Raw genomic sequence first — 22,913 nt, forward strand, 5'->3', positions numbered from 1 at the left:
GGTCAGGGCCAGGCACTGTATTCCAGTTTTGGCTTCGGAGCGGGCTGGGCCGTTGGCGCCGGACTGTCGGGAATGCTGTGGACATCATTTGGCTCAGATAGCTTCCTGCTGGCGGCGGCGGTGGCCATGTTTGCCAGCATGCTGGCTTGGTGGAAAGTACGCTGACGCAGTTAAAACTTTATTCTGATATCGGTCGTTGCAATATCCGGTAAACTGGTCAGGCTGCTTGGTCTGGGATGGTTATCAGGCGCCTGGCTGACTTGTATTGGCAGAACATGGATGCTTTGGCTTGTTGGCAATGACCATATCCCTATGGGGGGTAAGAAAGTGCAAATTAAGCCGGATGATGAAAAGCAGCAGGCGCTATTGAAGCGACTGGCCCGGGTAGAAGGGCAGTTGCGTGGGGTTCAGAAGCTGATTCGCGAAGGCGAGGACTGCGAGAAAATCCTGCAGCAGCTTACCGCGGCTCGCAAGGCATTGGACAAGTCATTTTTCGAGATGATCGCCTGTCTGGTGGAAGGTTGTGTATTTGACGAGAGCATGGGCAGCATGACGGATCGCATCGCTGAGGTGCGCGATCTATTGTCACGCTACGCTTGAGCTGCACTGCGCAACAGGTCGGTAAAGCACCTTGCCGCGTTAGATGGGCTTCGGGATGGGTGGGTGACTACTCCCAGTTGTCGTTGGATGCTGACTCCAGGCACGGACAGTGCCTTTACCTGATCGTCTAGCATGCTCGCCGGTAGTACGCTCCAGCCCAGACCAATGGCAACCATCATGTGGATGGTTTCCAGATAGTTGGTCGACATCGAGATATCCAGAGTCAGCGATTGCTGGTGGAACAGATCCTCGACGATGCGCCGGGTGAAGGTCACCGGTGATGGCAGGATGGCGCTGTAGTCGGTCAGCATTTCCAGAGACACTTCTCTTTCCTGTGCCAGCGCATGTTCCGGTGCGACCATAAATACTAGTGGATCATTCCAGATCACGGTTTGCTGCACACGCGGGTCTGGTTGTGGTGGCAGGGTCACCACGCCGAGTTCCAGATCACCATGCAGCACTCCTTCCCAGGCTTCTTCCGAGTCAATGAAATGGATATCCAGCTGCACGTCCGGGTACTGGCGGGAGAACTGGCGGAGGATCGGTGGCAGTCGGTGCAGGCCGATGTGATGGCTGGTGCCGATGCGTAGTTTGCCTGCCACCCGGCCGGACAGGTTGGTGATGCTGCGGCGGATGTCTTCCATTTCTCGCAGTACTGCTCGAGCTTTCGGTAGTAGCGCCTGACCGGCTTCGGTGAGGTGGATTTGCCGGCCGATGCGGTCAAACAGGCGGGCACCGAGTTGTTCTTCCAGTTGGGCGATACGTTTGCTGATCGCGGGCTGGGTCAGGAATAGCTGCTCGCCGGCGCCGGTGAAGCTGCCGGTGTCGGCGACGGAGATGAACACTTGCAGACTGTGGGTATCCAATTCTTTTGTCCTTCTGGCGTTTGAAAACCGGTGCTGGTGGTTGGGCAGGCGTCCAGTTGATAACCAATAGGAATGCTTTAGATAATAAATATGAATTGGATTTATGCAAGCCATCTCCGTATCGTGCCAACCCTGACAAGCCCCCATCGGGGCAGGCTGGAGAGAAACCATGGCCCGTACGCTGTATGACAAACTTTGGGATGCCCACCTCGTCAAGCAACGCGATGACGGCTCGGCGCTGATCTATATCGACCGACAGATTATTCATGAAGTGACCTCGCCACAGGCCTTTGAGGGGCTGCGACTGGCTGGGCGGCAGCCGTGGCGGGTGGGTTCTAACTTCGCCACCCTGGACCACAACGTGCCCACCACGCCGTTCAAAAACGCCAGTGAGATCGAGGACGACACCTCGCGCATTCAGGTGCAGACACTGGAAGATAACACCCGCGCCTTTGGTATCCGGGAGTTCGGTATTGGCGACGTGCGCCAGGGCATTGTTCATGTAATGGCGCCAGAGCAGGGGGCTGTGGTGCCCGGCATGACCGTGGTCTGCGGTGATTCGCATACCTCCACCAACGGAGCGCTGGCCTGCCTTGCGCACGGCATCGGCACTTCTGAAGTTGAGCATGTGCTTGCCACCCAGTGTCTGGTGGCAAAAAAAATGAAAAACATGCTGGTCCGGGTGGAAGGTGAGCTTGGTGCCGGTGTTACAGCGAAAGACGTGGTGCTGCACATCATCGGTGTGATCGGTACTGCCGGTGGCAACGGCCACGCCATGGAGTTTGCCGGCAGCGCCATCCGTTCGCTGTCCATGGAAGGCCGCATGACGATTTGCAATATGTCCATCGAAGCCGGCGCCCGCGCTGGCATGGTGGCGGTGGACGATACCACCATCGACTATGTTCGTGGTCGCCCGTTTGCTCCGCAGGGTGCCGACTGGGACAAGGCAGTGGACTACTGGCGCACGCTGGTCAGCGATGACGGAGCCCGGTTCGACACGGTGGTCGAAATCAACGCCGCCGATATCAAACCACAGGTGTCCTGGGGGACATCGCCGGAAATGGTGCTGCCAGTGGATGCGACCTTGCCGATTCCCGAGCAGGAGAGCGACGCGGTGAAGCGTTCCGGTATGGAGCGTGCTTATCAGTATATGGGCCTGACACCGGGTATGAAGATCACCGATATCAAGGTGGATCGGGTATTTATCGGTTCCTGCACCAATTCACGTATTGAAGATCTGCGTGCGGCGGCGGCGGTGGCCAAGGGCCGCAAGAAGGCGGGCAACGTCAAACAGGTGCTGGTAGTGCCCGGTTCCGGTCTGGTCAAGCAGCAGGCCGAAGCGGAAGGGCTGGACAAGGTCTTTGTTGAAGCAGGGTTTGAGTGGCGCGAGCCAGGCTGCTCCATGTGTCTGGCCATGAACCCGGACAAGCTGTTGGCGGGTGAGCACTGCGCCTCTACATCAAACCGCAACTTTGAAGGTCGTCAGGGTAATGGTGGGCGTACTCACCTGGTTAGCCCGGCAATGGCGGCGGCTGCAGCGGTGGCCGGTCACTTTGTGGACATTCGTGACTTCGATAGTCGCGATCTCTGAGGAGAGCGTCATGGAAAAGTTTATTCGTGAGGATGGTTTGGTGGCGCCGCTTGACCGCGCCAATGTGGATACTGATCAGATTATCCCCAAACAGTTTTTGAAATCGATCAAGCGTAGCGGCTTTGGGCCGAACCTGTTTGATGAGTGGCGCTATCTGGATGAGGGGCAGCCTGGTCAGGACAACAGCAAGCGACCGTTGAACCAGGATTTTGTCCTTAATCAGTCACGTTATCAGGGTGCCAGTATTCTCCTGGCACGGCGTAACTTTGGTTGTGGCTCGAGCCGTGAGCATGCCCCTTGGGCGCTGCTGGATTTTGGCTTTCGCGCCATTATTGCGCCCAGCTTTGCTGATATTTTCTTCAATAACTGCTTCAAGAATGGCGTGCTGCCGATTGTTGTCAGTGAAGAAGTGGCTGACGAGCTGTTCAGTGCTGTGAAAGACAAAGAGGGTTATCGCCTGACCGTTGATCTGGCTGAACAGAAAATTATTCGCCCGGATGGCGACGCCATTGCTTTCGAGATTGATGCGTTTCGCAAGCACTGCCTGTTAAACGGTCTCGACGATATTGGCTTGACGCTGCAGGCGGCAGATTCGATTCGTGAATATGAAGCTACGCGTCAACAGCGCGAGCCGTGGGTGTTTATTGAATAATTTATCGGGCGCGGAGCGCCTGCTGAGGGTGGGAAGTCCATGAGTAAGAAAATACTGGTAATGCCCGGTGATGGAATCGGTCCAGAGATCGTTGCTGAAGCGGTCAAGGTTCTCAATGCGGTAAACAAAAAGTTTGACCTTGGTATCAGTACCGATGAGGCGCTGGTTGGTGGCTCAGCCTATGACGTGCATGGCGATCCGTTGCCGGAAGTTTCGCTGGAAAAAGCACGGGCTGCGGACGCTATTCTGTTTGGCTCTATTGGTGGTCCGAAGTGGGACACCATTGAGCGTGACAAGCGCCCTGAGCGAGGGCTGCTGCGTCTGCGCTCGTCTCTGGGGCTATTCGCCAATTTGCGCCCGGCAATTCTATTTCCACAGCTTGCCAGCGCCTCCAGCCTAAAGCCGGAAATCGTCAGTGGTCTGGATATCCTGATTGTTCGAGAGCTGACCGGCGGCATCTATTTTGGCCAGCCCCGCGGCATCCGTGTGGAAAATGGCGAGCGGGTGGGTTTCAACACTGATGTTTACAACGAAAGTGAAATTCGCCGTATTGGCCGGGTGGCATTCGAGCTGGCCATGGTTCGTGACAAGAAGTTGCTGTCTGTGGACAAGGCTAATGTGCTGGAAGTTACCGAGCTATGGAAAGAAGTGATCACCAGCATGGCGGCGGAGTATCCAGAGGTGCAGGTGTCGCATATGTATGTCGACAACGCTGCCATGCAGCTGGTTCGTGCGCCGAAGCAGTTTGATGTGATCGTTACCGGAAATCTGTTTGGCGACATTTTGTCTGATGAAGCAGCAATGTTAACCGGTTCTATTGGCATGTTGCCGTCGGCATCGCTGGATGAGAATCGCAAGGGTCTGTATGAGCCATGTCACGGGTCGGCGCCGGATATTGCCGGCCAGGGTATTGCCAACCCGCTGGCTACTATTTTGTCACTGTCCATGTTGCTGCGTTACAGCCTGGAGCGGGCCGATGTGGCCGATGTTATCGAGAAAGCGGTTGAGCAGGTGCTGGAGGGCGGTCTGCGTACTGCGGATATCTGGACCGAAGGTTGCCGTAAGGTTGGCACCGCTGAAATGGGTGATGCGGTTGTGGCCGCTCTTGGTTAGTACGCCCGAAACTCCAATTCAAGGAGAAAGAATATGAAAAGCGTAGGATTTGTAGGTTGGCGAGGCATGGTTGGTTCCGTGCTGATGGGCCGGATGTTGGAAGATAACGACTTTCGAGATATTGAGCCGGTGTTTTTTACCACCTCTCAGGTTGGTCAGGCTGGCCCGGAGATTGGTCGTGATGTGCCGCCTCTGAAAGATGCTACTAGCATCGATGAACTAAAGAAGCTGGACGTAATTGTCACCTGTCAGGGTGGCGATTACACCAATGATATCTATCCGAAATTGCGTGCTGCAGGTTGGCAGGGCTATTGGATTGATGCAGCTTCGGCGCTGCGCATGAAGGATGATGCGGTGTTGATTCTTGATCCGGTCAACCGACGAGTGATTGACGAAGCGCTGCTGGCCGGCAAGAAGGATTTTGTTGGTGGTAACTGTACGGTCAGTCTCATGCTGATGTCGTTGGGCGGGTTGTTCAATGCCGGGCTGGTGGAGTGGGCTACTTCAATGACGTATCAGGCAGCGTCAGGCGCGGGCGCCCAGAACATGCGCGAGTTGATTGCGCAAATGGGTAAGGTCCATGCGGATGTGGCGGGACAACTGGCTGATCCGGCCAGCGCGATTCTGGAGATTGACCGCCAGGTGGCCGCGACCATGCGCGCCGATGACTTGCCAAAGGCCAACTTTGGTCATGCCCTGGCCGGTTCGCTACTGCCCTATATCGACAAGCAGCTGGACAACGGTCAGAGCAAGGAGGAGTGGAAAGGCCAGGCCGAGACCAACAAGATTCTTGGCCGCAGTGTTAATCCGATTCCGCTGGATGGTACCTGCGTACGCATTGGTGCAATGCGCTGCCACAGTCAGGCGTTGACCATCAAACTGACTCGAGATGTGCCTATGGATGAAATTCACGAAATCATTGCCAGTGCCAATGATTGGGTCAAAGTGGTCCCTAACACCCGTGAGGACTCTTTGCGTGATCTGACTCCCACCGCGGTAACCGGCACCCTGTCTGTACCAGTGGGTCGTCTGCGCAAGATGAATATGGGCTCCCAGTATCTGAACGCCTTCACTGTTGGTGATCAGCTATTGTGGGGCGCCGCTGAACCGCTGAAGCGCATGCTGCGCATTCTGCTGGAGCAATAATGAGTCGTTCCTTTTCTGTTGCTGTGGTTGGCGCCACCGGTTTGGTTGGTGAAGCAATACTGGATTTGCTGAATGAGCGAGAGTTGCCGATCAGCACCCTGCAGCTGGTGGCATCTGATGCCACCGCCGGACGTCGGATTGAATACAAGGGTGGCTACCTCAGGGTGGCCAACGTCGAAGGCTTTGATTTTTCTGCTGTCGATGTTGCCTTGTTTGCGGTGCCGCCGGCGGTCAGTGCCAAGTACTCGCCACAGGCAGCCGAGCAGGGCTGCGTGGTGGTGGACCTGTCCGGCATCTGGCTGGCGGATCCCCAGGTGCCGGTGGTGCTGCCGGGAATCAATGAAGCCGCTTTGGATGATGTACGTGAACGTAATCTGGTTGCCGTGCCAGCGGGCATTGCTGCCCAGATCGCCCCGTTGCTAGCTTGCTTGCTGGAACATCAGGTGCCCGCACAGATATCTCTGACGGCCATGCTGCCCGCCTCGGCAGCGGGTCGTGATGGGGTGGAAGAGCTGGCTCGGCAAACCGCTCGCCTGCTTAACAGTCAGGACCCGGAAGCAAAGGTCTTTCCGGCGCAGAGCGCCTTTGTCACCCTTACTGCTGGGGTAAAGGCCTGTGGAAGTGGCACCCTGGCGCCGGCGCAGAGCACGCGTTTGGCGCTGCAGAGGTTGTTTCCGGTGCTTGCTGGACGGGTTCAATGTCAGGTGGCCAGAGTGCCGGTTTTCTTTGGGCAAAGCGTGTCTTTCGGCTGGTTTGGTGATAGCCCGATGGGGGTCGACGAGGCTCTGGCGAGTTTCGCCGGAGCCGGTCTGGGTATCGCTGATATAGATGAAACTCAGCGCGGACAGGCTGTTTCCGCGGATCTCGATTCGGACAATTTGCGTATTCATGAGCTCGCCGGTAGTGACGATGGCAGGACTCTTGGTCTTTGGGTCAGCGCTGACAATGTCCGCTACGGGGCAGCCCTGAAAGGTGTACAAATTGTCGAATTGTTGCTAAAAGACTATCTGTAATGGATACTTACTGACATTATGTGACGCAGTTTCTAGGTTTTTCCGGTAAAACTCGGACAGAATAGGACCTGCGAGGAAGCGCAAGGTTAACAGGCAACCGAAGACAGGCCCGCCGGGGAGCCCAATGGGCCGGGGTGGGGGTCGATAATAAATAAAGGGCGTAACCATGTTCCGAAAAACAGGCATCGGACTCGCGGCGCTGGCAATGCTGGCCCCCGGACTCGCAGCAGCACTGGGAGTGGGGGACTACAAACTCAATTCCTATCTCAATCAGCCCCTCAGTATGGAAGTGGAGCTGTTTGACGTTGGTGATCTGACACCAGAAGAAGTGCTGGCCAACCTTGGCTCGGAGAGTGATTTTCAATCCTCCGGCGTTGAGCGGGTATTTTTTCTTAATGAGCTCCAGTTCGAAGTCACCCTGCAGCAGGATGGCAACGGCGTGCTCAGCATCCGTTCCACTCAGCCGGTGCGTGAGCCATTCCTGAACTTTATTGTTGAAGTGATGTGGCCAACTGGCCGCTTGCTGCGCGAGTACACCGTGCTGCTGGATCCCCCGGCTTTTGCCGAGCCTGTCCAGCGCCCTGCTGTTGCCCCGGTTTCTTCCGCTCAGCCCGCAAAGGTTGAGGCGCCGGCTAGTCAGCAAGCACCAAGTCAGCCGCGCGTGGTTGCCCAGAGTCAGGACTATGGCGTTAGTCGAGCTCCTGATTATGTGGTTCAGCCCTCTGATACTCTTTGGCGCATCGCCCTGAACAATCGCCCGGTCAACAGTATTTCTGTGCAGCAAATGCTGATTGCCATTCAGTCCTTGAACCCGGACGCCTTCATCGATGGCAACGTCAATCTGGTGCGCGAAGGCACGGTGTTGCGCATGCCCTCCGAGCAGGAAGTGCGTCAGATCAGTACCCGCAGTGCCATCGCGGAAGTAGCGGAGCAAAACCGGGAGTGGCGTGCCAAGCTTGAGGCACGTGGTATTACTCTGCCGAGTCGCACCCAGCTGGATGGTACCGCCAGCGGTGGCGGCGGCGCTGATCTGGGTGTGGCTACCGAAGGACAGGTAAAGCTGGTATCTCCGGATGCGCAGAGCGGTGCAGGCACCGGTCGAGGAACAGGTGGTTCGTCCAGTACGGATTCTTCTGCCCTGCAAAACGAATTGGCCATTCGAGATGAAAATGTTGATCGCCTGAATCGCCAGAACAATGAGCTGTCCAGTCGGCTGCAAGATCTGCAGGAGCAGGTCGCAACCAGTGAATCTCTGCTGAAGCTGCGTAACAGCCAGATTGCTCAACTGCAGCAACAGTTGCGTGAGCTGCAGGAAGCTCAGGGTATAACACCGACTGAGCCCGTGGTTATTGAGCCGGTTACAGACGCGCCAGTAGCTCCGGTGACAGGAACACAAGCACCCCAGGCGGCGGGCACAGAAGCGCCGCAGGCGGCCGGTTCTGAAGCCGCAACAGCCCCGGCCGCAGCCGGCGGAGCAGCTGCTGCGGGTTCTTCGGGCGAAGCACTGGATCCAATTTCCCGTGCTGCGCAAGCGGTTAAATCTCTGGAAGGGGCCATGGGCGCCGACGGAGCAAGGCCAGCCACGCCTGAAGAAATAGCCGAAGCTCGTAAAGCGGCTGGTATGGATTCAGGAGCAGCGGCAACGCCAGAGCAGCTTGCTGCAGACAGGGCAGCCGCCGGTATGCAGCAGCCACAGGCACAGGCACAGGCCGGCGCCGCGGGCACTACCCCAGCTCCTGAGCCCGCTGCTGAGTCTGGCATTGTCGGCACCATCATGGACAACTTGGTGTTGATCCTCGCTGGACTGGTCGGCCTGGCTGTTGTGATTGGTGGCATGGCCTGGATGCGCCGTCGTCAGGCTGATAAGGATGATGACAGTTATAAGGAACCTCGGGCTCTGGCAGATGCGGATGAAGAAGATGATTTCTTCGTCGACAACGGTGATTTTGTTGAGGATCTGGAAGACCCGTCTGCTGAAGCAGGCGAGCCGGCCCAGGATCCGCTTGAGGAAGTAGATGTTTACACCGCCTATGGACGTCATGCCGAGGCGGTTACCTTCCTGAAGAATGAGATTCAAAAAGCGCCACAGCGCGACGACCTGAAAGTGCGACTGCTTGAAGTGCAGGCAGAAATGGGTGACCGCGATGGCTTTGAGCGTGAGGCAGCTGCTTTCGCCGGCGCCGGCGCCAGTGTTGCGGCAGCCATCAGTTCCCTGCGCGCTGGCTTTGCAGGTGGCGCAGAAGAGCCGAGCCTGGACGATCTGGAGATGGATCTGGCTTCTGATTTCGAAGCCCCGAGCGCCGCGCCTGCTACCGCTGACGACACGCTCGAATTTGACATCGGCGGTGACGACGACGGCGATGACCTGGGATCTCTGGACTTTGATCTGGGAGATAGCAAGCCGGCCGAAGCGCCGTTGATTGCAGCAGATAATGACGAGCTGAGTTTTGATCTTTCTTCAGATGGCGAAGCAGAGCTATCTCTGGAAGACGACGGCCTCAGTCTGGATCTGGATGATGACAAGACTGAAACCCTGACACTCGAAGACGAAGGTCTGAGTCTGGATATGGGTGAGGAAGGCGACGACGAACTATCTCTTGAGCTGGATGCCGGAGAGGAAGAGCTGTCCCTGGATCTGGACGATGCGCCTGCTAAAGCCGCTGTTGCGCTGGATGACATCAGTGCGGATCTTTCTGAAGAAGCAGACTTTGGAGAACTCAGCCTCGCTGATATGAGCGATGAGTTCTCTGAGGCTGCGGAGAAGCCGGCAGCAGAAGAGCTGGATTTGTCCCTTGACGAGCTGTCCCTTGATGACTTGTCTCTGGATGATGACGAGCCGACTCAGGTTAGTATGCCTGCGGTTGATGCAGAGCCGTCCGCCACCGTTCAACGTGATGCGGTGTCGTTTGATGATGATCTGGAAGAGCCTGCACCGCTTACCGCTGAGCAGCCAACCACCGCGCGTCCGGCCCTTGAACCTGCTCTGGAGCAGGCACTGGGTGCCGACGATGATGACTTTGACTTCCTCGGTGATACCGACGAGAACGCTACCAAGCTCGATCTGGCCAAAGCCTATATCGACATGGGTGATGCAGAAGGCGCTCGCGATATTCTTCAGGAAGTAGTCTCTGAAGGTAGTGCGGAGCAACAGCAGGAAGCTCGGGATCTGCTCGCCCAAGTGGGCTGATCAAGAGTAAGGAAAACAACAGGGCGGCCCCGGTAACGGTGCCGCCCTGTTCGTTTCAGGGCATAATGCGCTCCCCAGTAGCAATCCTGATCTGACCATGTCCCGCATCGCACTAGGTATTGAATACAACGGTAATAACTATCGGGGTTGGCAAACACAGCAGCCCGGCGTGCCGACTGTACAGCTTGAGGTGGAGCGAGCACTGGCCAAGGTAGCGGATCATCCGGTTTCAGTTATCTGTGCAGGACGTACTGATGCTGGAGTGCATGGTTGCGGTCAGGTAGTGCACTTCGACAGTGATGCGGTGCGTGATATGCGTGCCTGGCAGTTCGGTGGTAACAGTAACCTTCCCAAGGACATTAGTATTCGCTGGGCGACACCGGTGGCGGATGATTTTCACGCCCGCTTTTCTGCGTTCTCGCGACGTTACCGCTATGTGATCTATAACCATCCGATCAGACCCGCGTTGCTTGCAGGGCAGGTCAGTTGGCAGTTTCTGCCGTTGGATGTGCCATCGATGCGAGAAGCGGCTAAACACCTGATCGGCGAACATGACTTCAGCTCCTTCCGTGGCGTCTACTGTCAGTCGAAAACGCCGGTAAAAACGGTACACCGTCTCGACCTGTTCCAGCGGGGGAACTTGATCGTTTTAGAAGCAGAAGCGAATGCCTTTTTGATGCATATGGTTCGCAATATTGCGGGCACCCTGATGGCTGTGGGCACTGGTAAGAAAAAGCCGGAATGGGTTGCTGAGGTGCTTGAAGCTCGCAACCGCAGTGTAGCTGCCTCGACCGCACCACCCCACGGCCTTTATTTGGTGGGTATAGGCTATCCGCAACGCTTTATTCTCCCGCAGGAGCCATTTGGCCCGGCCTGGTTGCCACAGGACCTCAACGCCTGACCTGATTTTCTTCCCGGCTGCTATTTCCAGTCAGTCCCTGCGCTAGCAGTGAATAGCCGGTGTCGGTATGCTCCACAGAACTCATGGGTTCTGATTTTCTGGAGAGTCATTCATGCCTGAAACCATCCTCATAACGGGAGCAACCGGTGCTCAGGGCAGTGCCCTGGTGCCCGAACTGCTTAAGCGCGGCTTCCGGGTACGTGCCATGACTCGCAATATCAGCAAGCCTTCGGCATTAGCACTGAAAGCGCTTGGTGCTGAGCTGGTAGCAGCGGACCTTGACGATGAGGGCTCTCTGCAGCGTGCCTGTGAAGGCGTGCATGGCGTTTTCGCCGTGCAGAATTTCTGGGAGCGCGGTGTTGGCTTTCAAGGCGAAATTGACCAGGGGTGCCGCTTGGCTCGGGCGGCAAAGAAGCAGGGTGTTAGCCACTTTGTGCAAACCTCGGTTTCCAACTGTGATCATGCCGAGGGGGTGCTGCATTTCCAGAGCAAGTACGAGATCGAGAAGTACGTTGACCAGTTGCAGTTGCCGCGTACATTTCTGCGCGAAGTCTTTTTTATGGAAAACTTTCTTGAGCCTGTGGTTGGCTTTAGCGGCAAAAAGCCCCTTAGTCCCCGCGTAGTGCTAGCCATGATGGCCGGTGCGCTGAAGCCGGATACTCGTTTCCATATGGTCGCGGTGGAGGACATCGCCTGGTTCGCTGCGGAAGTATTCTGTAACCCTGAGCAGTATCTGGGCACATCACTGGATGTGGCCAGCGATGTGTTGACCGTCGATGAGATGAAGGCGGTGTATCGTAAAGTCACCGGCAAGCGTCTGCTGCCATTTGCTATTCCCATGTTTCTGCTGCGAATGTCGAATGCAGAGGCGGCCAGGCAGTACGATTGGAATAATCGTCAGGGCTGGAGCTTTGATATTGAGCCGTTGCGTCAGAAGAAGCCGGATTTGGTAAGTTTTGAAGCGTTTTTACGCCGTCGCCTGGCGAGCTAAAGGAGAGAGTAATGCCAGCGTTTACTGTTAGTCACGATTACTCTGCATCAGCGGATCAGGTGTGGGAGCTGCTGGGAGATTTCTCTGGTTTGGCCAGCTGGCTGCCCGGAGTTAGCGCCTGTGCGGTGGATCGTTCCGGCGTAGGAGCGGTTCGTCAGGTGTCTTTGATGGATGGCAGCATGGTTAAGGAAGAACTGGTGGCACTGGATAGTCAGGCGCGTAGTTACAGCTATCGAATTGTTGAGGCGCCGGGGATCACAGCAGACACTGACTATGTCGCAACACTGGCGGTGCTGGCCACGGACAGTGGTTGTCGAGTGGAGTGGTCGGCTCGCTTTCAGGCGGATCCGGCCTATCCAGCAGACAAAGTTGCTAAAGCTCAAGCTCGGGCAGAGCAGATGTACGGGTTCTGTCTGGCATCGTTGGTCAGCCGCTTCGACAGTTGATAAAGGTGGCTCGTCAGGGCAGCTGCATTAACCGCCCGATTAGTGCAGGAAGTGCTGTTTCTACCCGCAGGATCCGTTGACCAAAGCGGTGACAGTCAAAGCCGCTATCGCGTAACAGATCCGTTTCATATTCTGTCCAGCCGCCCTCCGGGCCAATCGCCAATGTTACCGGCTGGCTAAGTCCAGTGGGCATATCCGGGTAGTCGCCGGGATGGGCCAGCAAGGCGATGCTGCCCGCCAGTATCTCAGGCAGTTCATCTTCGACAAACGGCTTGAAGCGTGGCTTGAGCTCCAGTGATGGCAGCAGGGTGTCGCCCGCCTGCTCAAGGCCGAGCAGGAGCTTTTCCTGCAATAGCCCGGCATGCAGCTCCGGGGTTTGCCAGTAACTCTTTTCCACCTTCCAGCTATTCAGCAGGATGATTCTTTTGACTCCCAGACTGGTGGCATCAATCAGGATGCGCTTGAGCATTTTCGGACGTGGCAGGGCCAGAATAAGGGTCAGGGGCAGGGCCGAGGGTGCTGGACTTTTGCCGCTGAATGACAGGGTGATTTGCTCGCCGTCGTCCTCTAGCAGTTGGGCCTCGCCAAGCGGCCCATTAAGTAGGCCTGCTCGCAAGGTCGCGCCGCAGGTGAGCCCAAGCACCTTGCGGATATGCACAGCTCTCCGGCCACTGATATGCCAGCGGCCGGAATCCAGTTGATCATCGGGGAGCAGCAGCAACAGGTTCATGAACGCAATTATGCCATTGACCGGACTGCTCAGTCCCGGGCAGGTTTTCACCTTGCCATCAGGGATGACCTTGCTAAAGTGGCCGGGTGAGTCTGGGTGCTGTGCCGACTCCCGGCCATGCAATGAATTTCTGGAGAACAACATGCAGTTTCAGGGTACCGACAAATACGTTGCCACCGACGATCTGAAGATGGCAGTCAATGCATCGATTGCGCTGAAGCGCCCGTTGCTGATTAAAGGTGAGCCGGGCACCGGCAAAACCCTGCTTGCCGAGCAGATCGCCGAATCCCTGAATCTGCCGCTGCTTACCTGGCATATCAAGTCCACCACCAAGGCCCAGCAAGGGCTGTACGAGTACGACGCGGTATCGCGACTGCGTGACTCCCAGCTCGGCGCAGGCGGCGTCGAGGATGTCGGCAACTACATCAAGAAGGGCAAGCTCTGGGAAGCTTTCGAAAGCGATCAGCAGGTGGTTCTGCTGATTGACGAGATCGACAAGGCGGACATCGAGTTTCCCAATGACCTGCTGCAGGAACTCGATCGCATGGAGTTCTATGTCTACGAAACCCAGCAGGTCATCAAGGCGGAACGGCGCCCGATTATCGTGATTACCTCAAACAACGAGAAGGAGCTGCCGGATGCCTTTTTGCGTCGCTGCTTCTTCCACTACATCAACTTCCCCGATGCCGAAACGATGATGAAGATCGTTGATGTGCATTACCCGGATATCAAACGGGATCTGGTCAAGCAGGCTATGGAGATCTTCTTCGACCTGCGCAAGGTGCCTGGTCTGAAGAAGAAGCCCTCTACCAGTGAGCTGATTGATTGGCTCAAGCTGCTTCTGTCCGATGATATTCCAGAGGACGTTCTGAAGAATCGTGATACTCGCAAGGCTATTCCGCCACTGTACGGTGCGCTGTTGAAGAATGAACAGGACGTCCAGCTGCTTGAGCGGCTAGCCTTCATGAGTCGTCGCGAGGGTTGAGGTTGTGCTGATCCGCTTTTTCGAAACGCTGCGCGAACACAAGGTGCCGGTAACTCTGCGCGAGTTGCTCGACCTGCACGAGGGCTTGAGCGCGCATCTGGCGTTTGCGGATATGGAAGACTTTTATCACCTTTCCCGTGCTGTGCTGGTAAAGGACGAAAAGTACTATGATCGCTTTGACCGTGCCTTTGACAGCTACTTCAAAGGGCTGGATGCGGTCGATCCGAACTGGTTTAACAAGGCCATTCCAGAGGAGTGGTTGCGCAAGGAGCTGGAGAAAACGCTTAGCCCGGAAGACTTTGCCAAGCTGCAGGGGCTTGGAAGTCTGGAGAAGATTCTTGATGAGTTTCGCAAGCGTCTTGAGGAGCAGCACAAGCGCCATCAGGGTGGTAACAAGATGATCGGCACCGGGGGCACCAGCCCCTTTGGCGGCTACGGGGAGAACCCGGAAGGCGTTCGTGTTACCGGGCCGTCACGCAACAAGAAAGCGGTCAAGGTTTGGGAGAAGAGAGAGTACCGCAATCTGGATGATTCGGTTGAGCTTGGCACCCGCAATATCAAGCTGGCACTGCGTCGTTTGAGAAAATTTGCCCGTACCGGAAAAGCAGAAGAGCTGGATCTCGACGACACTATCAGTTCAACCGCAAAAAATGCCGGCTTGCTGGATATACGCCTGCGTCAGGAAAGGGAAAACCGGGTCAAGGTACTGCTGTTTTTTGACGTCGGCGGCTCCATGGACCCGTACGTCAAGGTGTGCGAGGAGCTGTTCTCTGCAGCGCGCACCGAGTTCAAGCATATGGAGTATTTCTACTTCCATAACTTTATCTACGAGTATGTCTGGAAGGACAATCGCCGCCGCTGGGATGAAAAAGTTTCGGTGTGGGATGTGCTGCATAAGTATGGCAATGATTACAAAGTTATCTTTGTCGGTGATGCGGCCATGAGTCCCTATGAAGTGAACTCCGTTGGTGGCAGTGTGGAGCACTGGAATGAAGAACCCGGTGCAGTATGGATGCAGCGCATCATGGATACCTGGAACAAGGTGGTGTGGCTGAACCCTGAGCCCAAGCGAAGCTGGGACTTGACCACCACCAATACCTGGATCCGACAGCTGGTAAATCACAAGATGTACCCCCTGACTATTCAGGGGCTGGAAGAGGCCATGCGCCACCTTTCCAAATAGGTGGCATGGATGCCACGCCGGGCTGCAGTTCCCAAGGCCCGGCTCCCTCGCTACAGTGAGCTGGTATTCGCCTACACTGGAGTGGTCAACAGATTATGCTGCTTGTCACGCGCTCCCTCGCTACACGACTGATAGTACCGGCCTCGTTGCTGGTGCTACTGGTGGCCGCATTGAAGCTGATTGGCTATGTTGCGGTTATTGCTAGTGATACTGGTGTGGCGCTGCTGCTGTTGCTGCTGTGGATTCCTCTAGCCGTATTGATGATGTGGCGCGCCCGTCGGCGTCGAGCTGTGATACTGGCCGGGTGCCTTGCTGAGTCCTCTGCGTGGGGACACCGTCTTCGCGGCGGTATTGTCATGGCGGTTGTTCAGGCCGCTGTGGCCTTGCCTGTGGCGATTGTTTTGTTAGCAGTGATTAGCCAACCGCAAAGCGCCGGTTTCTGGGTTCTGCTGTTGGTCAGCGGGCCGCTCTGGTGGTTGTTGATGCTGTTATGGCAAAGCCTGCTGGCAGCGCAGTTAAGCAGCCGTTTTTTGCATTATGCTGCCGCGCTGGTTTCGTTGCGGTTCGCGGGCGCGCTGTTGGTGTCTCTTTGGTTGTTACAATCCCTGTGGACACCGGTGCTGGATGTGTCAGAACTGACCCTGTTTCAGGCGGCGCGTCTGGGGATGACGGAAGCAGTGGCGGAGAGCCAGTTGCTGTTGCTGGTGGCGGGTATCTGGCATGGTTTTTCGTATCTGTATCTTTGGCTGGTGCAAACGCTAACAGCGGGTGCGCCGTCGTCATTGTTGGCTTTGCTGGCTTGGTTGTTGCTGCTGCTCCAGGGGGCCTGTTTTGTCTGGCCGCTGTTGATGTGGATGCAGGGTGTGGGGCTGATGTTTGGCCGGCTGTTGAGCTCAACAGTGGTAGGTCAGGGCGATCAGCGGCCTGCGCAAACCGCTTCGCCGGTGCTGCCATGGCTGGCATTAATGCTTGCGGCGTTGCTTAGCTGGAGCATATTGGTTCCGCAGCCATGGAGCTGGCTGACAGGGCAGTCACAGGTGATACAGCTCGGTGGCAGCTACTACGTGTTGCCAGAAGATCGTCTTGAGCAGATTCTGCGCGACAATGCGGACTGGCTTGATGAAGATATGGCTGGCCGTCTTGTGGCATTGCAGACGCTGGCAGATGAGCAGCTTGATAGTCTTTTTAGCGAGGCGCGAGCTCAAGTGCCGGCCTATGCCAATTGGCATTATTCGCTCTCCGGTGGTATGACTCGTAGTCTCGTTGCCATGATGGATTATTTCACCGAGGACAATGAGCGTGCGGTGAGTATGTTGTCAGAGCGTCTTTTCCCTCCTCGTTTATGGCAACAAAAACTGACCCGTTTTGAGGATTCCATGGCGGAGGAGCATCGACGCCAAGTGGCTCTTCTGTATGACGATATGCTGGCCGATCTACAGCGGCGTCTGAGTGGCTGGGAGGCCCACCCACATTTTCCCAGAGATCAGCTGGAGCTTATTGATCTGGATGTGCTGTCGGATAGCTTGCGGGGCGCTCCGTTACAGCAGAACCAGGCTCTGGGGCAGGCAGGGGTGTCGGTGGTAGCGGGTGCTGGAGCGGCCGCGTTTTCGCTATCCCAATCCTTGCGTTCCGTGGCTCAGTCCCGGGCAGCTGCCCAGGGGGCAGCAAGAGCCGGAGCCAGAGTGGCCAGCCGCAGCTCAGCCACCGGAGGTGCCGTACTATGTGCGGCTAGCGGTCCTATGGCGCTGGGTTGTGCAGTGGTGGTGTTTACCGGAGTTACGCTTGCTTCCGAGTATGCCATTCTGAAAGCGGATGAGTTTTTTTCCCGTCAGCAGCTGGAGGCAGATTTGCTGGTCAGCATTGATGCATTGCAACAGGCCCTTAGTGATGCCTACCAGCAGCAGCTTCTGGCCGCGTTGCGTCAGGACTCAGAGGAGCTCCATGGCCGTCTGTTGGGGAAATTTCAGCCAGTTCAGCGCTTTCGCGCCGTGGACTAAAGAGTCCGTCCACGACTCTCGCGCCACGCATCACGGGCTTCATCAATACGCACCAGCTCCATTATATTTTCCAGGTGAATGACGCCGCACAGTTTAGTAGTCTCGTCGGTAACACCGATAATTGGATTGCTCTGATGCTGCATGCGGTCGAGTACCTGCTCCATGGGCTCACGGATATCGCAACACTCCAGTAGCGGCAGAGACAGGCTATTAAGTTGTGCCTGCTCTCCTTCGCCGCGCAGGGCGGCGAGCATATCCTTTTGGCTAAGCACGTGCAGGCTGCCGTCGGCAAACTTTACCGGGAAATGTTTCTGGTCGCTCTGCAGGGTCAAATCCAGTGCCCGTCGCAGCATATCCTCACCATGCAGAAGGTCAAAGCGGCTGATCATGGCCTGACCGGGGCTGACACTGTGCAGGCTGTGACGTAGTTGTTCTGCGCCGGATTCCGCGCCAGCCGCGAACCAGATAAAAACACTGATCAGCATCAGTATTGGACTATAGAAAAAGCCCAGAAAAAATAGCACGACGGCCATGCTTTGGCCGATCTTTGCGGCGCGAATAGTGGCCACATGGTGCTCCATTCTCATGGCCAGTGCTGCGCGCAGAACCCGGCCGCCATCCATGGGAAAGGCAGGCAGCATATTAAAAATTGCCAGCATCATGTTGATGGATAGCAGGCTATACAGGAAGGCCGCCGGAGAACCGAATAGTTGCGAAGCATCCGCATTTACGTCAGGCGGAGCAATACTGTTCAAGCTGATCCACAGACCAATGATGATGGCGATGGCCACATTCACCATGGGCCCGGCGAGGGCAACCAGCATTTCCTGCCTGGGCTCTTCCGGCATCTTTTCCATTGCAGCAACACCGCCGATGGGAAGCAGGGTTATGCTGCGCGTGCGAATGCCGAAGTATCTGGCAGTAAGGGCATGGCCAAGTTCATGCAGCACAACACAGGCGAACAGGGTCAGCACAAAAGCCAGACCTTGCAGCACGGCCGTGCCGCTCTGGGTGGTGCGCCAGACAGTCAAAGCAATCCAGCCCAGTAACAGGGCGAAGGTGGCATGCACTGCGATATCGATGCCGGCGATGCGGGCAAAGCGAAAGGACCATTTCATTGTCACGCTAGTATTACGGTCTGCCATCCACTTGGACCTTGTTGATGTTCATGTTTGCTAAAGCCTGCCACTGCGTTTCAGTGCCAAATAAACCTGATTAAGCCGGGCTGGCAATTGTTCGGGTGTTGATGTCACCAGCATGGCTCCCGCATGGCGCAATCTGGTGTGTAGCGCGTCCCGGGCATTCTGCCAGGCGGCATCAGCGCTGATTTTGAATGCCGTGTCGAGCGAGCTGACTTCGCTCTGCCTGAGATTTTCCTGAGCTGGCAACTGAATGTCGGCAATCATCAGCAAGTGCCGGCTACCCAGCAGCTTTACCGCGCTCATCAATTCCTGTTCATCATCTGGCTGAATACGACTGATCAATACAAGTAGAGCATGTTTGTGCCAGCGACCCAGTAGCTTTCGCGCGGCGCTACTATAATCACTGGCGCGGTTTCCCGGCTGCAATGTATACAGACCACTGAGCAGCCGGTTGATTCCCTGCTGCCCCCGCTGCGGTGGCAGCCAACGCTCTGTGTCATTGGAAAACAGCATTATGCCGGGCTTGTCACTGTGTTTGATGGCGCTCCAGGACAGAAGCAGTGCAGCATTCAGAGCGTGATCAAAACCAGTCAGGCCATTTACCGGCATGGCCAGTCGTGCGCCTCCATCCAGCAGCATAATAATATGTTGGTTCTGATCTTCCTGATACTCGCGACTAATCAGAGTGTGGCGCCGGGCGCTGGCTTTCCAGTCGATCTGTCTCAGGGCGTCCCCGTCCCGGTACTCGCGCAGTTGATGAAACTCCATTCCCTCGCCACGACGCTGCTGCAGGCGGCTACCACCGTCCAGATGGTTGTCCTGATGGGCCAACAAAGCGCCTCCTGTAAGCATGGAGAAGTCCGGATACACAGGTACGCTTATCGATGCGGCAACACGTCGGCGCTGCCAAACCAGGCCCAGAGGGCCGGGGATCCACAATTCAATATCACCGAACGGGGCATGGCCCCGTTGCGCCGGGCGATACTGATAGCAGAACTCCGTAACTGTGCCGTCACCGGGCCTTAGCTGTGCAGGTAATCCGGTATTCTCATCATCCGCCGGATGGTGGTCTGCGAGCTCGGCCAGCGGCGGCAGCTCTTTGCTAACAAACTGCAATCGGATGGAGTGTTTCCTCTGTACGGAAAATGCGGCCGGCAACAAACGCGTGGCATTGGGTGTTGGCGTACTGAGGCCTCGGATAATGTCGAATAGTACCAAAAGGCCCCACAGTAGTAGGGCGGCCAGCCATAAACCATCTGCACTGACCTGATGCTCGGGCAACCATATGCGAGCCAGTAGCGGCAACCCGGACAGCGCCACCAGAATCAGTGTCAGGCGTATCAGTCGTGGAGCGGCGCGTAGCATCATTGGCGTGGGGCCGGCACCTGGTCAAGCATTCTATTGAGCAGTGATTCTACCGTTTGGCCTTCGATTTCTGAGTCGGCGCTTAACTGAATACGATGGCGTAATACAGGTCTGGCGACACACTTGATGTCGTCAGGAATGACAAAGTCGCGGCCTTCCATCAGTGCCTGGGCTCGCCCTGCTGTGCACAGGGCAATACTTGCTCTGGGGCCAGCCCCCCGTGACAGCCCGTTCTGGTCGCGGGTGCTGCGCACCAGTCGGAGGGCATAGTCAATTACTCCCTCATCCAGTGACACTGTGGTGGCGAAGTGCTGTAACGCTAGCACGCCCTCGGCATCGCAAAGGGTGCTCAGAGAGCTGACGTTCAAGCTGTCACTGATGGTGCCATCAAGCACCATGCGGACAATCCTTGCTTCCTGCTCAATGATCGGATAATCGATCATTATCTTGAACAAAAAGCGGTCCAGCTCGGCTTCGGGCAGTGGGTAAGTACCTTCCTGATCAAGCGGATTCTGGGTGGCAAGCACCATAAACGGCGGTGTCAGGGGAAAGCATTTTCCCTCAATGGTGATCTGTCGCTCCTGCATAACCTCAAGCAGTGCTGACTGGGTCTTTGCAGAGGCACGATTGATCTCGTCAGCGAGTAGCAATTGAGTAAAAGCCGGGCCTTTACGAATTCGAAACTGCTCCGTTTTCTGGTCAAACATGGCATGACCGGTAACGTCAGTTGGCATCAGGTCGGGGGTGAACTGAATGCGTGCAAAGTCAATCTGCAAACAGTGGCTGAGCGTCCGCACCAGTAAAGTCTTGCCGAGGCCGGGGACGCCCTCAAGCAGCACATGGCCGTTGCTGATTAATGCGAGCAAAACTTCCCGCACAACCTGTTGCTGACCCACTAGTATGGTGCTAACGGTATCTTCAATAGAGCGAGCCAACTGGCCGGCATCGGCGAGAGTCTGTGGTGTTGTCATGCCTCACTCCTGGGGGCAGATGTGGTGTTTAGCTCCGCCATTTCCCAAGGCAGGTTGCCTGGGGATATATGGCGGAAATGCAGATAATTGCCAAACTGATGCAGCATGTCACCGATCAGTTCTTGCTGGTCGTAGCCATATACATCATAGGCCTGACTGCCGCGGCGCAGGAAAACCTCCACTCGCCAATACTGGCTTTGATCGTCATCACTACCGGTAAGGGCGGCCAGCGAGAAAGCTGGTCTTGGTGCTGCTACCAGCTTCAGTTCGTAGAAAAAATTAACCCCGTCGCCGTGCACGATATGTAGTCGGCAGCGTTGTCCTGGCTGATGCTGAACCTCTGCATGCCACTGTAGCTGGTTTAGTGTGGCGGCCAGTTCGCGCATAGCGGGATAGCCAGTCTCCTCAATAAAGCTACTGGCCTGATCCTGATCGGGGAAGTTAAGCATGCGGTTAAGGCGTTCTTTCCAGCTCAGGGGGTCGGGAACTGTCGGTTCGCTCTGACGCTGCTGCAGGCTGGCTTCCCGGTAGCCCTCAATGACTAATGCTCGCCATAGCCCCCAAGCGGATAAAAGCATAATGACGGCAAATGGCAGTGCGCTGGCAATAGTCATGGTTTGTAACGCACTGAGGCCGCCTGCGATAAGCAGCACAGAGGCAACGATGCCTTCGGTGGAGGCCCAGAAAACCCTCTGCCAAACTGGTGTCTCCGCACTGCCACCGGAGGACAGGGAATCGATTACCAGCGAGCCGGAGTCCGATGATGTGACGAAAAAAGTAACAATCAGAATAACGGTTACAAATGACACCACTTCAGTGAAAGGCAGCCGCTCATATAGCTTGAAAAGGGCAATAGCTGTGTTCGACTGCACTTCGCCAATCAGCGCGGTGTAGCCTTCATTCATGATCATATTGAGCGCTGTGTCGCCAAAGATGGAAAACCAGAGAAAAGTAAAGATGGATGGCACTAGCATTACGCCAAGGACAAACTCGCGAATGGTGCGACCGCGGCTGATGCGGGCGATAAACAAGCCTACAAATGGCGCCCAGGCAATGGTCCAGCCGAAGATAAACAGGGTCCAGTTGCCGATCCAGTCTCCACGGCTGTAGGCCTGCAAGTTGAATGTGCGCTCAACAATATGGTTCAGATAGCTTCCGGTATTTTCCAGAAAGGTTTCCAGAATCAGGATGGAGGGGCCAGCCAAAAACACAAACGTCATAAGGGTGATAGCCAGCACCATATTCAGGATCGAGAGCCTTTTAACCCCTTTGTCCATGCCGGCCACCACAGAAAAAATAGCCAGGCCCGTAATGATAAAAATACAAACCACCTGCACTGTGGTGCTGACCGAAATTGATGGCCACAGGTAATGCAAGCCGGCGTTTATCTGAGTGACTGATAGTCCTAGAGTAGTAGCTATGCCGAAAAGCGTGCCGAGAATGGCAAAGACATCAACGGTGTGGCCCAGTGGTCCATAAATCTTGTCGCCAATGAGAGGGTATAGGGCGGAGCGCATGGACAGGGGTAGGCCGTGGCGAAATGCGAAGTACGCCAGAACAAGGCCAACCAGTCCATAGATGGCCCAGATATGAAAACCCCAGTGGAAAAAAGCAATTTGCATTGCCTGTTTGGCGGCATCCACGGTTTGTGCTGCACCCGCTGGGGGGTCTGCATAATGAAGTACAGGTTCGGCCACCCCGAAGAACAAAAGGGCAATGCCATAGCCTGCTGAGAAAAGCATGGCAAACCAGACTGGAAAGGGATACTCAGGACTGGAGTGGTCGGGGCCGAGGCGTATGTTGCCAAAGCGGGAAATGGCAATGCCAACAATAAAGACCAGAAAAATGGCCACTGCCAGCATGTAAAACCAGCCAAATGTGTGAGTAATAAAATGTAGGGCATCGGCGAATAATTCGCCGGCAAGTGCTGGATTAGCCAGCGTGCCAGCCACCAGCAGGAAACTGACAATTACCGCTGGTGCAAACACAGGAACAAGAATGGTTGAGCGGGGCAGCCCACGTTCTGCAAGCATG

19 protein-coding genes are annotated in these 22,913 nt (G+C 56.0%); 13 read left to right on the forward strand and 6 right to left on the reverse strand.

Annotated features, from left to right (window positions below):
• The first annotated feature begins 279 nt into the window (after positions 1 to 279).
• The gene (locus J1C54_RS12535) at positions 280 to 600 is read left to right on the forward strand and encodes a metal-sensing transcriptional repressor (RefSeq protein WP_229148374.1); all 321 of its coding nucleotides are present in this window, start codon (positions 280 to 282) and stop codon (positions 598 to 600) included.
• Here the strand turns inward: J1C54_RS12535 and J1C54_RS12540 are convergent.
• Positions 591 to 1,466, reverse strand: a complete 876-nt coding sequence (locus J1C54_RS12540) for a LysR family transcriptional regulator (protein WP_229148377.1) — start codon at positions 1,464 to 1,466, stop codon at positions 591 to 593. The genes J1C54_RS12535 and J1C54_RS12540 overlap by 10 nt on opposite strands.
• 169 nt (positions 1,467 to 1,635) lie before the next feature.
• Between J1C54_RS12540 and leuC the strand changes: the two genes are divergently transcribed.
• The 9 genes from leuC to J1C54_RS12585 all read left to right on the forward strand — a co-directional run bounded on the left by leuC (position 1,636) and on the right by J1C54_RS12585 (position 12,506).
• Positions 1,636 to 3,057, forward strand: coding sequence for a 3-isopropylmalate dehydratase large subunit (leuC, locus tag J1C54_RS12545; RefSeq protein ID WP_229148379.1), 1,422 nt, complete (start codon positions 1,636 to 1,638; stop codon positions 3,055 to 3,057).
• Positions 3,058 to 3,067: 10 nt separating this feature from the next.
• Positions 3,068 to 3,709, forward strand: a complete 642-nt coding sequence (gene leuD, locus J1C54_RS12550) for a 3-isopropylmalate dehydratase small subunit (protein ID WP_229148383.1) — start codon at positions 3,068 to 3,070, stop codon at positions 3,707 to 3,709.
• A gap of 39 nt (positions 3,710 to 3,748) precedes the next feature.
• Positions 3,749 to 4,822: a 3-isopropylmalate dehydrogenase gene (gene leuB, locus J1C54_RS12555; RefSeq protein WP_229148385.1), complete on the forward strand. Its 1,074-nt coding sequence runs from the start codon at positions 3,749 to 3,751 to the stop codon at positions 4,820 to 4,822.
• A 33-nt stretch (positions 4,823 to 4,855) separates the two neighbouring features.
• Entirely contained in the window at positions 4,856 to 5,968 is a 1,113-nt protein-coding gene (gene asd / locus J1C54_RS12560; RefSeq protein ID WP_229148388.1) for an aspartate-semialdehyde dehydrogenase, read from the forward strand.
• Positions 5,968 to 6,981, forward strand: coding sequence for an Asd/ArgC dimerization domain-containing protein (locus tag J1C54_RS12565; protein WP_229148391.1), 1,014 nt, complete (start codon positions 5,968 to 5,970; stop codon positions 6,979 to 6,981). The genes asd and J1C54_RS12565 overlap by 1 nt, the downstream gene beginning before the upstream one ends.
• A 166-nt stretch (positions 6,982 to 7,147) precedes the next feature.
• The gene (locus J1C54_RS12570) at positions 7,148 to 10,168 is read left to right on the forward strand and encodes a FimV/HubP family polar landmark protein (protein WP_229148394.1); all 3,021 of its coding nucleotides are present in this window, start codon (positions 7,148 to 7,150) and stop codon (positions 10,166 to 10,168) included.
• Between the two features lie 97 nt (positions 10,169 to 10,265).
• Positions 10,266 to 11,069, forward strand: a complete 804-nt coding sequence (gene truA, locus J1C54_RS12575; protein WP_229148395.1) for a tRNA pseudouridine(38-40) synthase TruA — start codon at positions 10,266 to 10,268, stop codon at positions 11,067 to 11,069.
• Positions 11,070 to 11,181: 112 nt separating this feature from the next.
• Positions 11,182 to 12,060 carry an NmrA/HSCARG family protein gene (locus J1C54_RS12580; RefSeq protein WP_229148396.1) on the forward strand — a complete coding sequence of 293 codons (879 nt, stop codon included), beginning with the start codon at positions 11,182 to 11,184 and terminating at the stop codon, positions 12,058 to 12,060.
• A gap of 11 nt (positions 12,061 to 12,071) precedes the next feature.
• Entirely contained in the window at positions 12,072 to 12,506 is a 435-nt protein-coding gene (locus J1C54_RS12585) for an SRPBCC family protein (RefSeq protein ID WP_229148397.1), read from the forward strand.
• Positions 12,507 to 12,519: 13 nt separating this feature from the next.
• Here the strand turns inward: J1C54_RS12585 and J1C54_RS12590 are convergent, their stop codons facing one another.
• Positions 12,520 to 13,380 carry a 16S rRNA (uracil(1498)-N(3))-methyltransferase gene (locus J1C54_RS12590; RefSeq protein ID WP_370635656.1) on the reverse strand — a complete coding sequence of 287 codons (861 nt, stop codon included), beginning with the start codon at positions 13,378 to 13,380 and terminating at the stop codon, positions 12,520 to 12,522.
• Between J1C54_RS12590 and J1C54_RS12595 the strand changes: the two genes are divergently transcribed.
• The 3 genes from J1C54_RS12595 to J1C54_RS12605 all read left to right on the forward strand — a co-directional run bounded on the left by J1C54_RS12595 (position 13,379) and on the right by J1C54_RS12605 (position 17,401).
• Positions 13,379 to 14,221 (forward strand): MoxR family ATPase, encoded by an 843-nt coding sequence (locus J1C54_RS12595; protein ID WP_229148398.1) that lies wholly within the window; start codon positions 13,379 to 13,381, stop codon positions 14,219 to 14,221. The genes J1C54_RS12590 and J1C54_RS12595 overlap by 2 nt on opposite strands.
• Positions 14,222 to 14,225: 4 nt before the next feature.
• Positions 14,226 to 15,404 carry a VWA domain-containing protein gene (locus J1C54_RS12600; protein ID WP_229148399.1) on the forward strand — a complete coding sequence of 393 codons (1,179 nt, stop codon included), beginning with the start codon at positions 14,226 to 14,228 and terminating at the stop codon, positions 15,402 to 15,404.
• Between the two features lie 95 nt (positions 15,405 to 15,499).
• Entirely contained in the window at positions 15,500 to 17,401 is a 1,902-nt protein-coding gene (locus J1C54_RS12605) for a hypothetical protein (RefSeq protein WP_229148401.1), read from the forward strand.
• Here the strand turns inward: J1C54_RS12605 and J1C54_RS12610 are convergent.
• The 4 genes from J1C54_RS12610 to J1C54_RS12625 are packed head-to-tail and all read right to left on the reverse strand — an operon-like array spanning position 17,398 to position 22,912.
• The gene (locus J1C54_RS12610) at positions 17,398 to 18,546 is read right to left on the reverse strand and encodes a site-2 protease family protein (RefSeq protein WP_229148402.1); all 1,149 of its coding nucleotides are present in this window, start codon (positions 18,544 to 18,546) and stop codon (positions 17,398 to 17,400) included. The two genes, J1C54_RS12605 and J1C54_RS12610, sit on opposite strands and share 4 nt — an antisense overlap.
• A gap of 30 nt (positions 18,547 to 18,576) precedes the next feature.
• Entirely contained in the window at positions 18,577 to 19,911 is a 1,335-nt protein-coding gene (locus J1C54_RS12615; RefSeq protein ID WP_229148403.1) for a DUF58 domain-containing protein, read from the reverse strand.
• Positions 19,908 to 20,879 (reverse strand): MoxR family ATPase, encoded by a 972-nt coding sequence (locus tag J1C54_RS12620; RefSeq protein ID WP_229148405.1) that lies wholly within the window; start codon positions 20,877 to 20,879, stop codon positions 19,908 to 19,910. The genes J1C54_RS12615 and J1C54_RS12620 overlap by 4 nt, the downstream gene beginning before the upstream one ends.
• Positions 20,876 to 22,912, reverse strand: a complete 2,037-nt coding sequence (locus J1C54_RS12625) for a BCCT family transporter (RefSeq protein ID WP_229148406.1) — start codon at positions 22,910 to 22,912, stop codon at positions 20,876 to 20,878. Before J1C54_RS12625 ends, J1C54_RS12620 begins: the two co-directional genes overlap by 4 nt.
• Position 22,913 lies beyond the last annotated feature (1 nt).

Origin of the sequence: Alcanivorax sp. 1008 (assembly GCF_020667895.1) — a bacterium.
Lineage (GTDB): Bacteria > Pseudomonadota > Gammaproteobacteria > Pseudomonadales > Alcanivoracaceae > PGZG01.

Coding starts and splice junctions, on each gene's coding strand:
- J1C54_RS12535 (WP_229148374.1), top strand. CDS start 280: ATGCTTTGGCTTGTTGGCAATGACCATATCCCTATGGGGGGTAAGAAA.
- leuC (WP_229148379.1), top strand. CDS start 1,636: ATGGCCCGTACGCTGTATGACAAACTTTGGGATGCCCACCTCGTCAAG.
- leuD (WP_229148383.1), top strand. CDS start 3,068: ATGGAAAAGTTTATTCGTGAGGATGGTTTGGTGGCGCCGCTTGACCGC.
- leuB (WP_229148385.1), top strand. CDS start 3,749: ATGAGTAAGAAAATACTGGTAATGCCCGGTGATGGAATCGGTCCAGAG.
- asd (WP_229148388.1), top strand. CDS start 4,856: ATGAAAAGCGTAGGATTTGTAGGTTGGCGAGGCATGGTTGGTTCCGTG.
- J1C54_RS12565 (WP_229148391.1), top strand. CDS start 5,968: ATGAGTCGTTCCTTTTCTGTTGCTGTGGTTGGCGCCACCGGTTTGGTT.
- J1C54_RS12570 (WP_229148394.1), top strand. CDS start 7,148: ATGTTCCGAAAAACAGGCATCGGACTCGCGGCGCTGGCAATGCTGGCC.
- truA (WP_229148395.1), top strand. CDS start 10,266: ATGTCCCGCATCGCACTAGGTATTGAATACAACGGTAATAACTATCGG.
- J1C54_RS12580 (WP_229148396.1), top strand. CDS start 11,182: ATGCCTGAAACCATCCTCATAACGGGAGCAACCGGTGCTCAGGGCAGT.
- J1C54_RS12585 (WP_229148397.1), top strand. CDS start 12,072: ATGCCAGCGTTTACTGTTAGTCACGATTACTCTGCATCAGCGGATCAG.
- J1C54_RS12595 (WP_229148398.1), top strand. CDS start 13,379: ATGCAGTTTCAGGGTACCGACAAATACGTTGCCACCGACGATCTGAAG.
- J1C54_RS12590 (WP_370635656.1), bottom strand. CDS start 13,380: ATGTTGTTCTCCAGAAATTCATTGCATGGCCGGGAGTCGGCACAGCAC.
- J1C54_RS12605 (WP_229148401.1), top strand. CDS start 15,500: ATGCTGCTTGTCACGCGCTCCCTCGCTACACGACTGATAGTACCGGCC.
- J1C54_RS12610 (WP_229148402.1), bottom strand. CDS start 18,546: ATGGCAGACCGTAATACTAGCGTGACAATGAAATGGTCCTTTCGCTTT.
- J1C54_RS12615 (WP_229148403.1), bottom strand. CDS start 19,911: ATGATGCTACGCGCCGCTCCACGACTGATACGCCTGACACTGATTCTG.
- J1C54_RS12620 (WP_229148405.1), bottom strand. CDS start 20,879: ATGACAACACCACAGACTCTCGCCGATGCCGGCCAGTTGGCTCGCTCT.
- J1C54_RS12625 (WP_229148406.1), bottom strand. CDS start 22,912: ATGCTTGCAGAACGTGGGCTGCCCCGCTCAACCATTCTTGTTCCTGTG.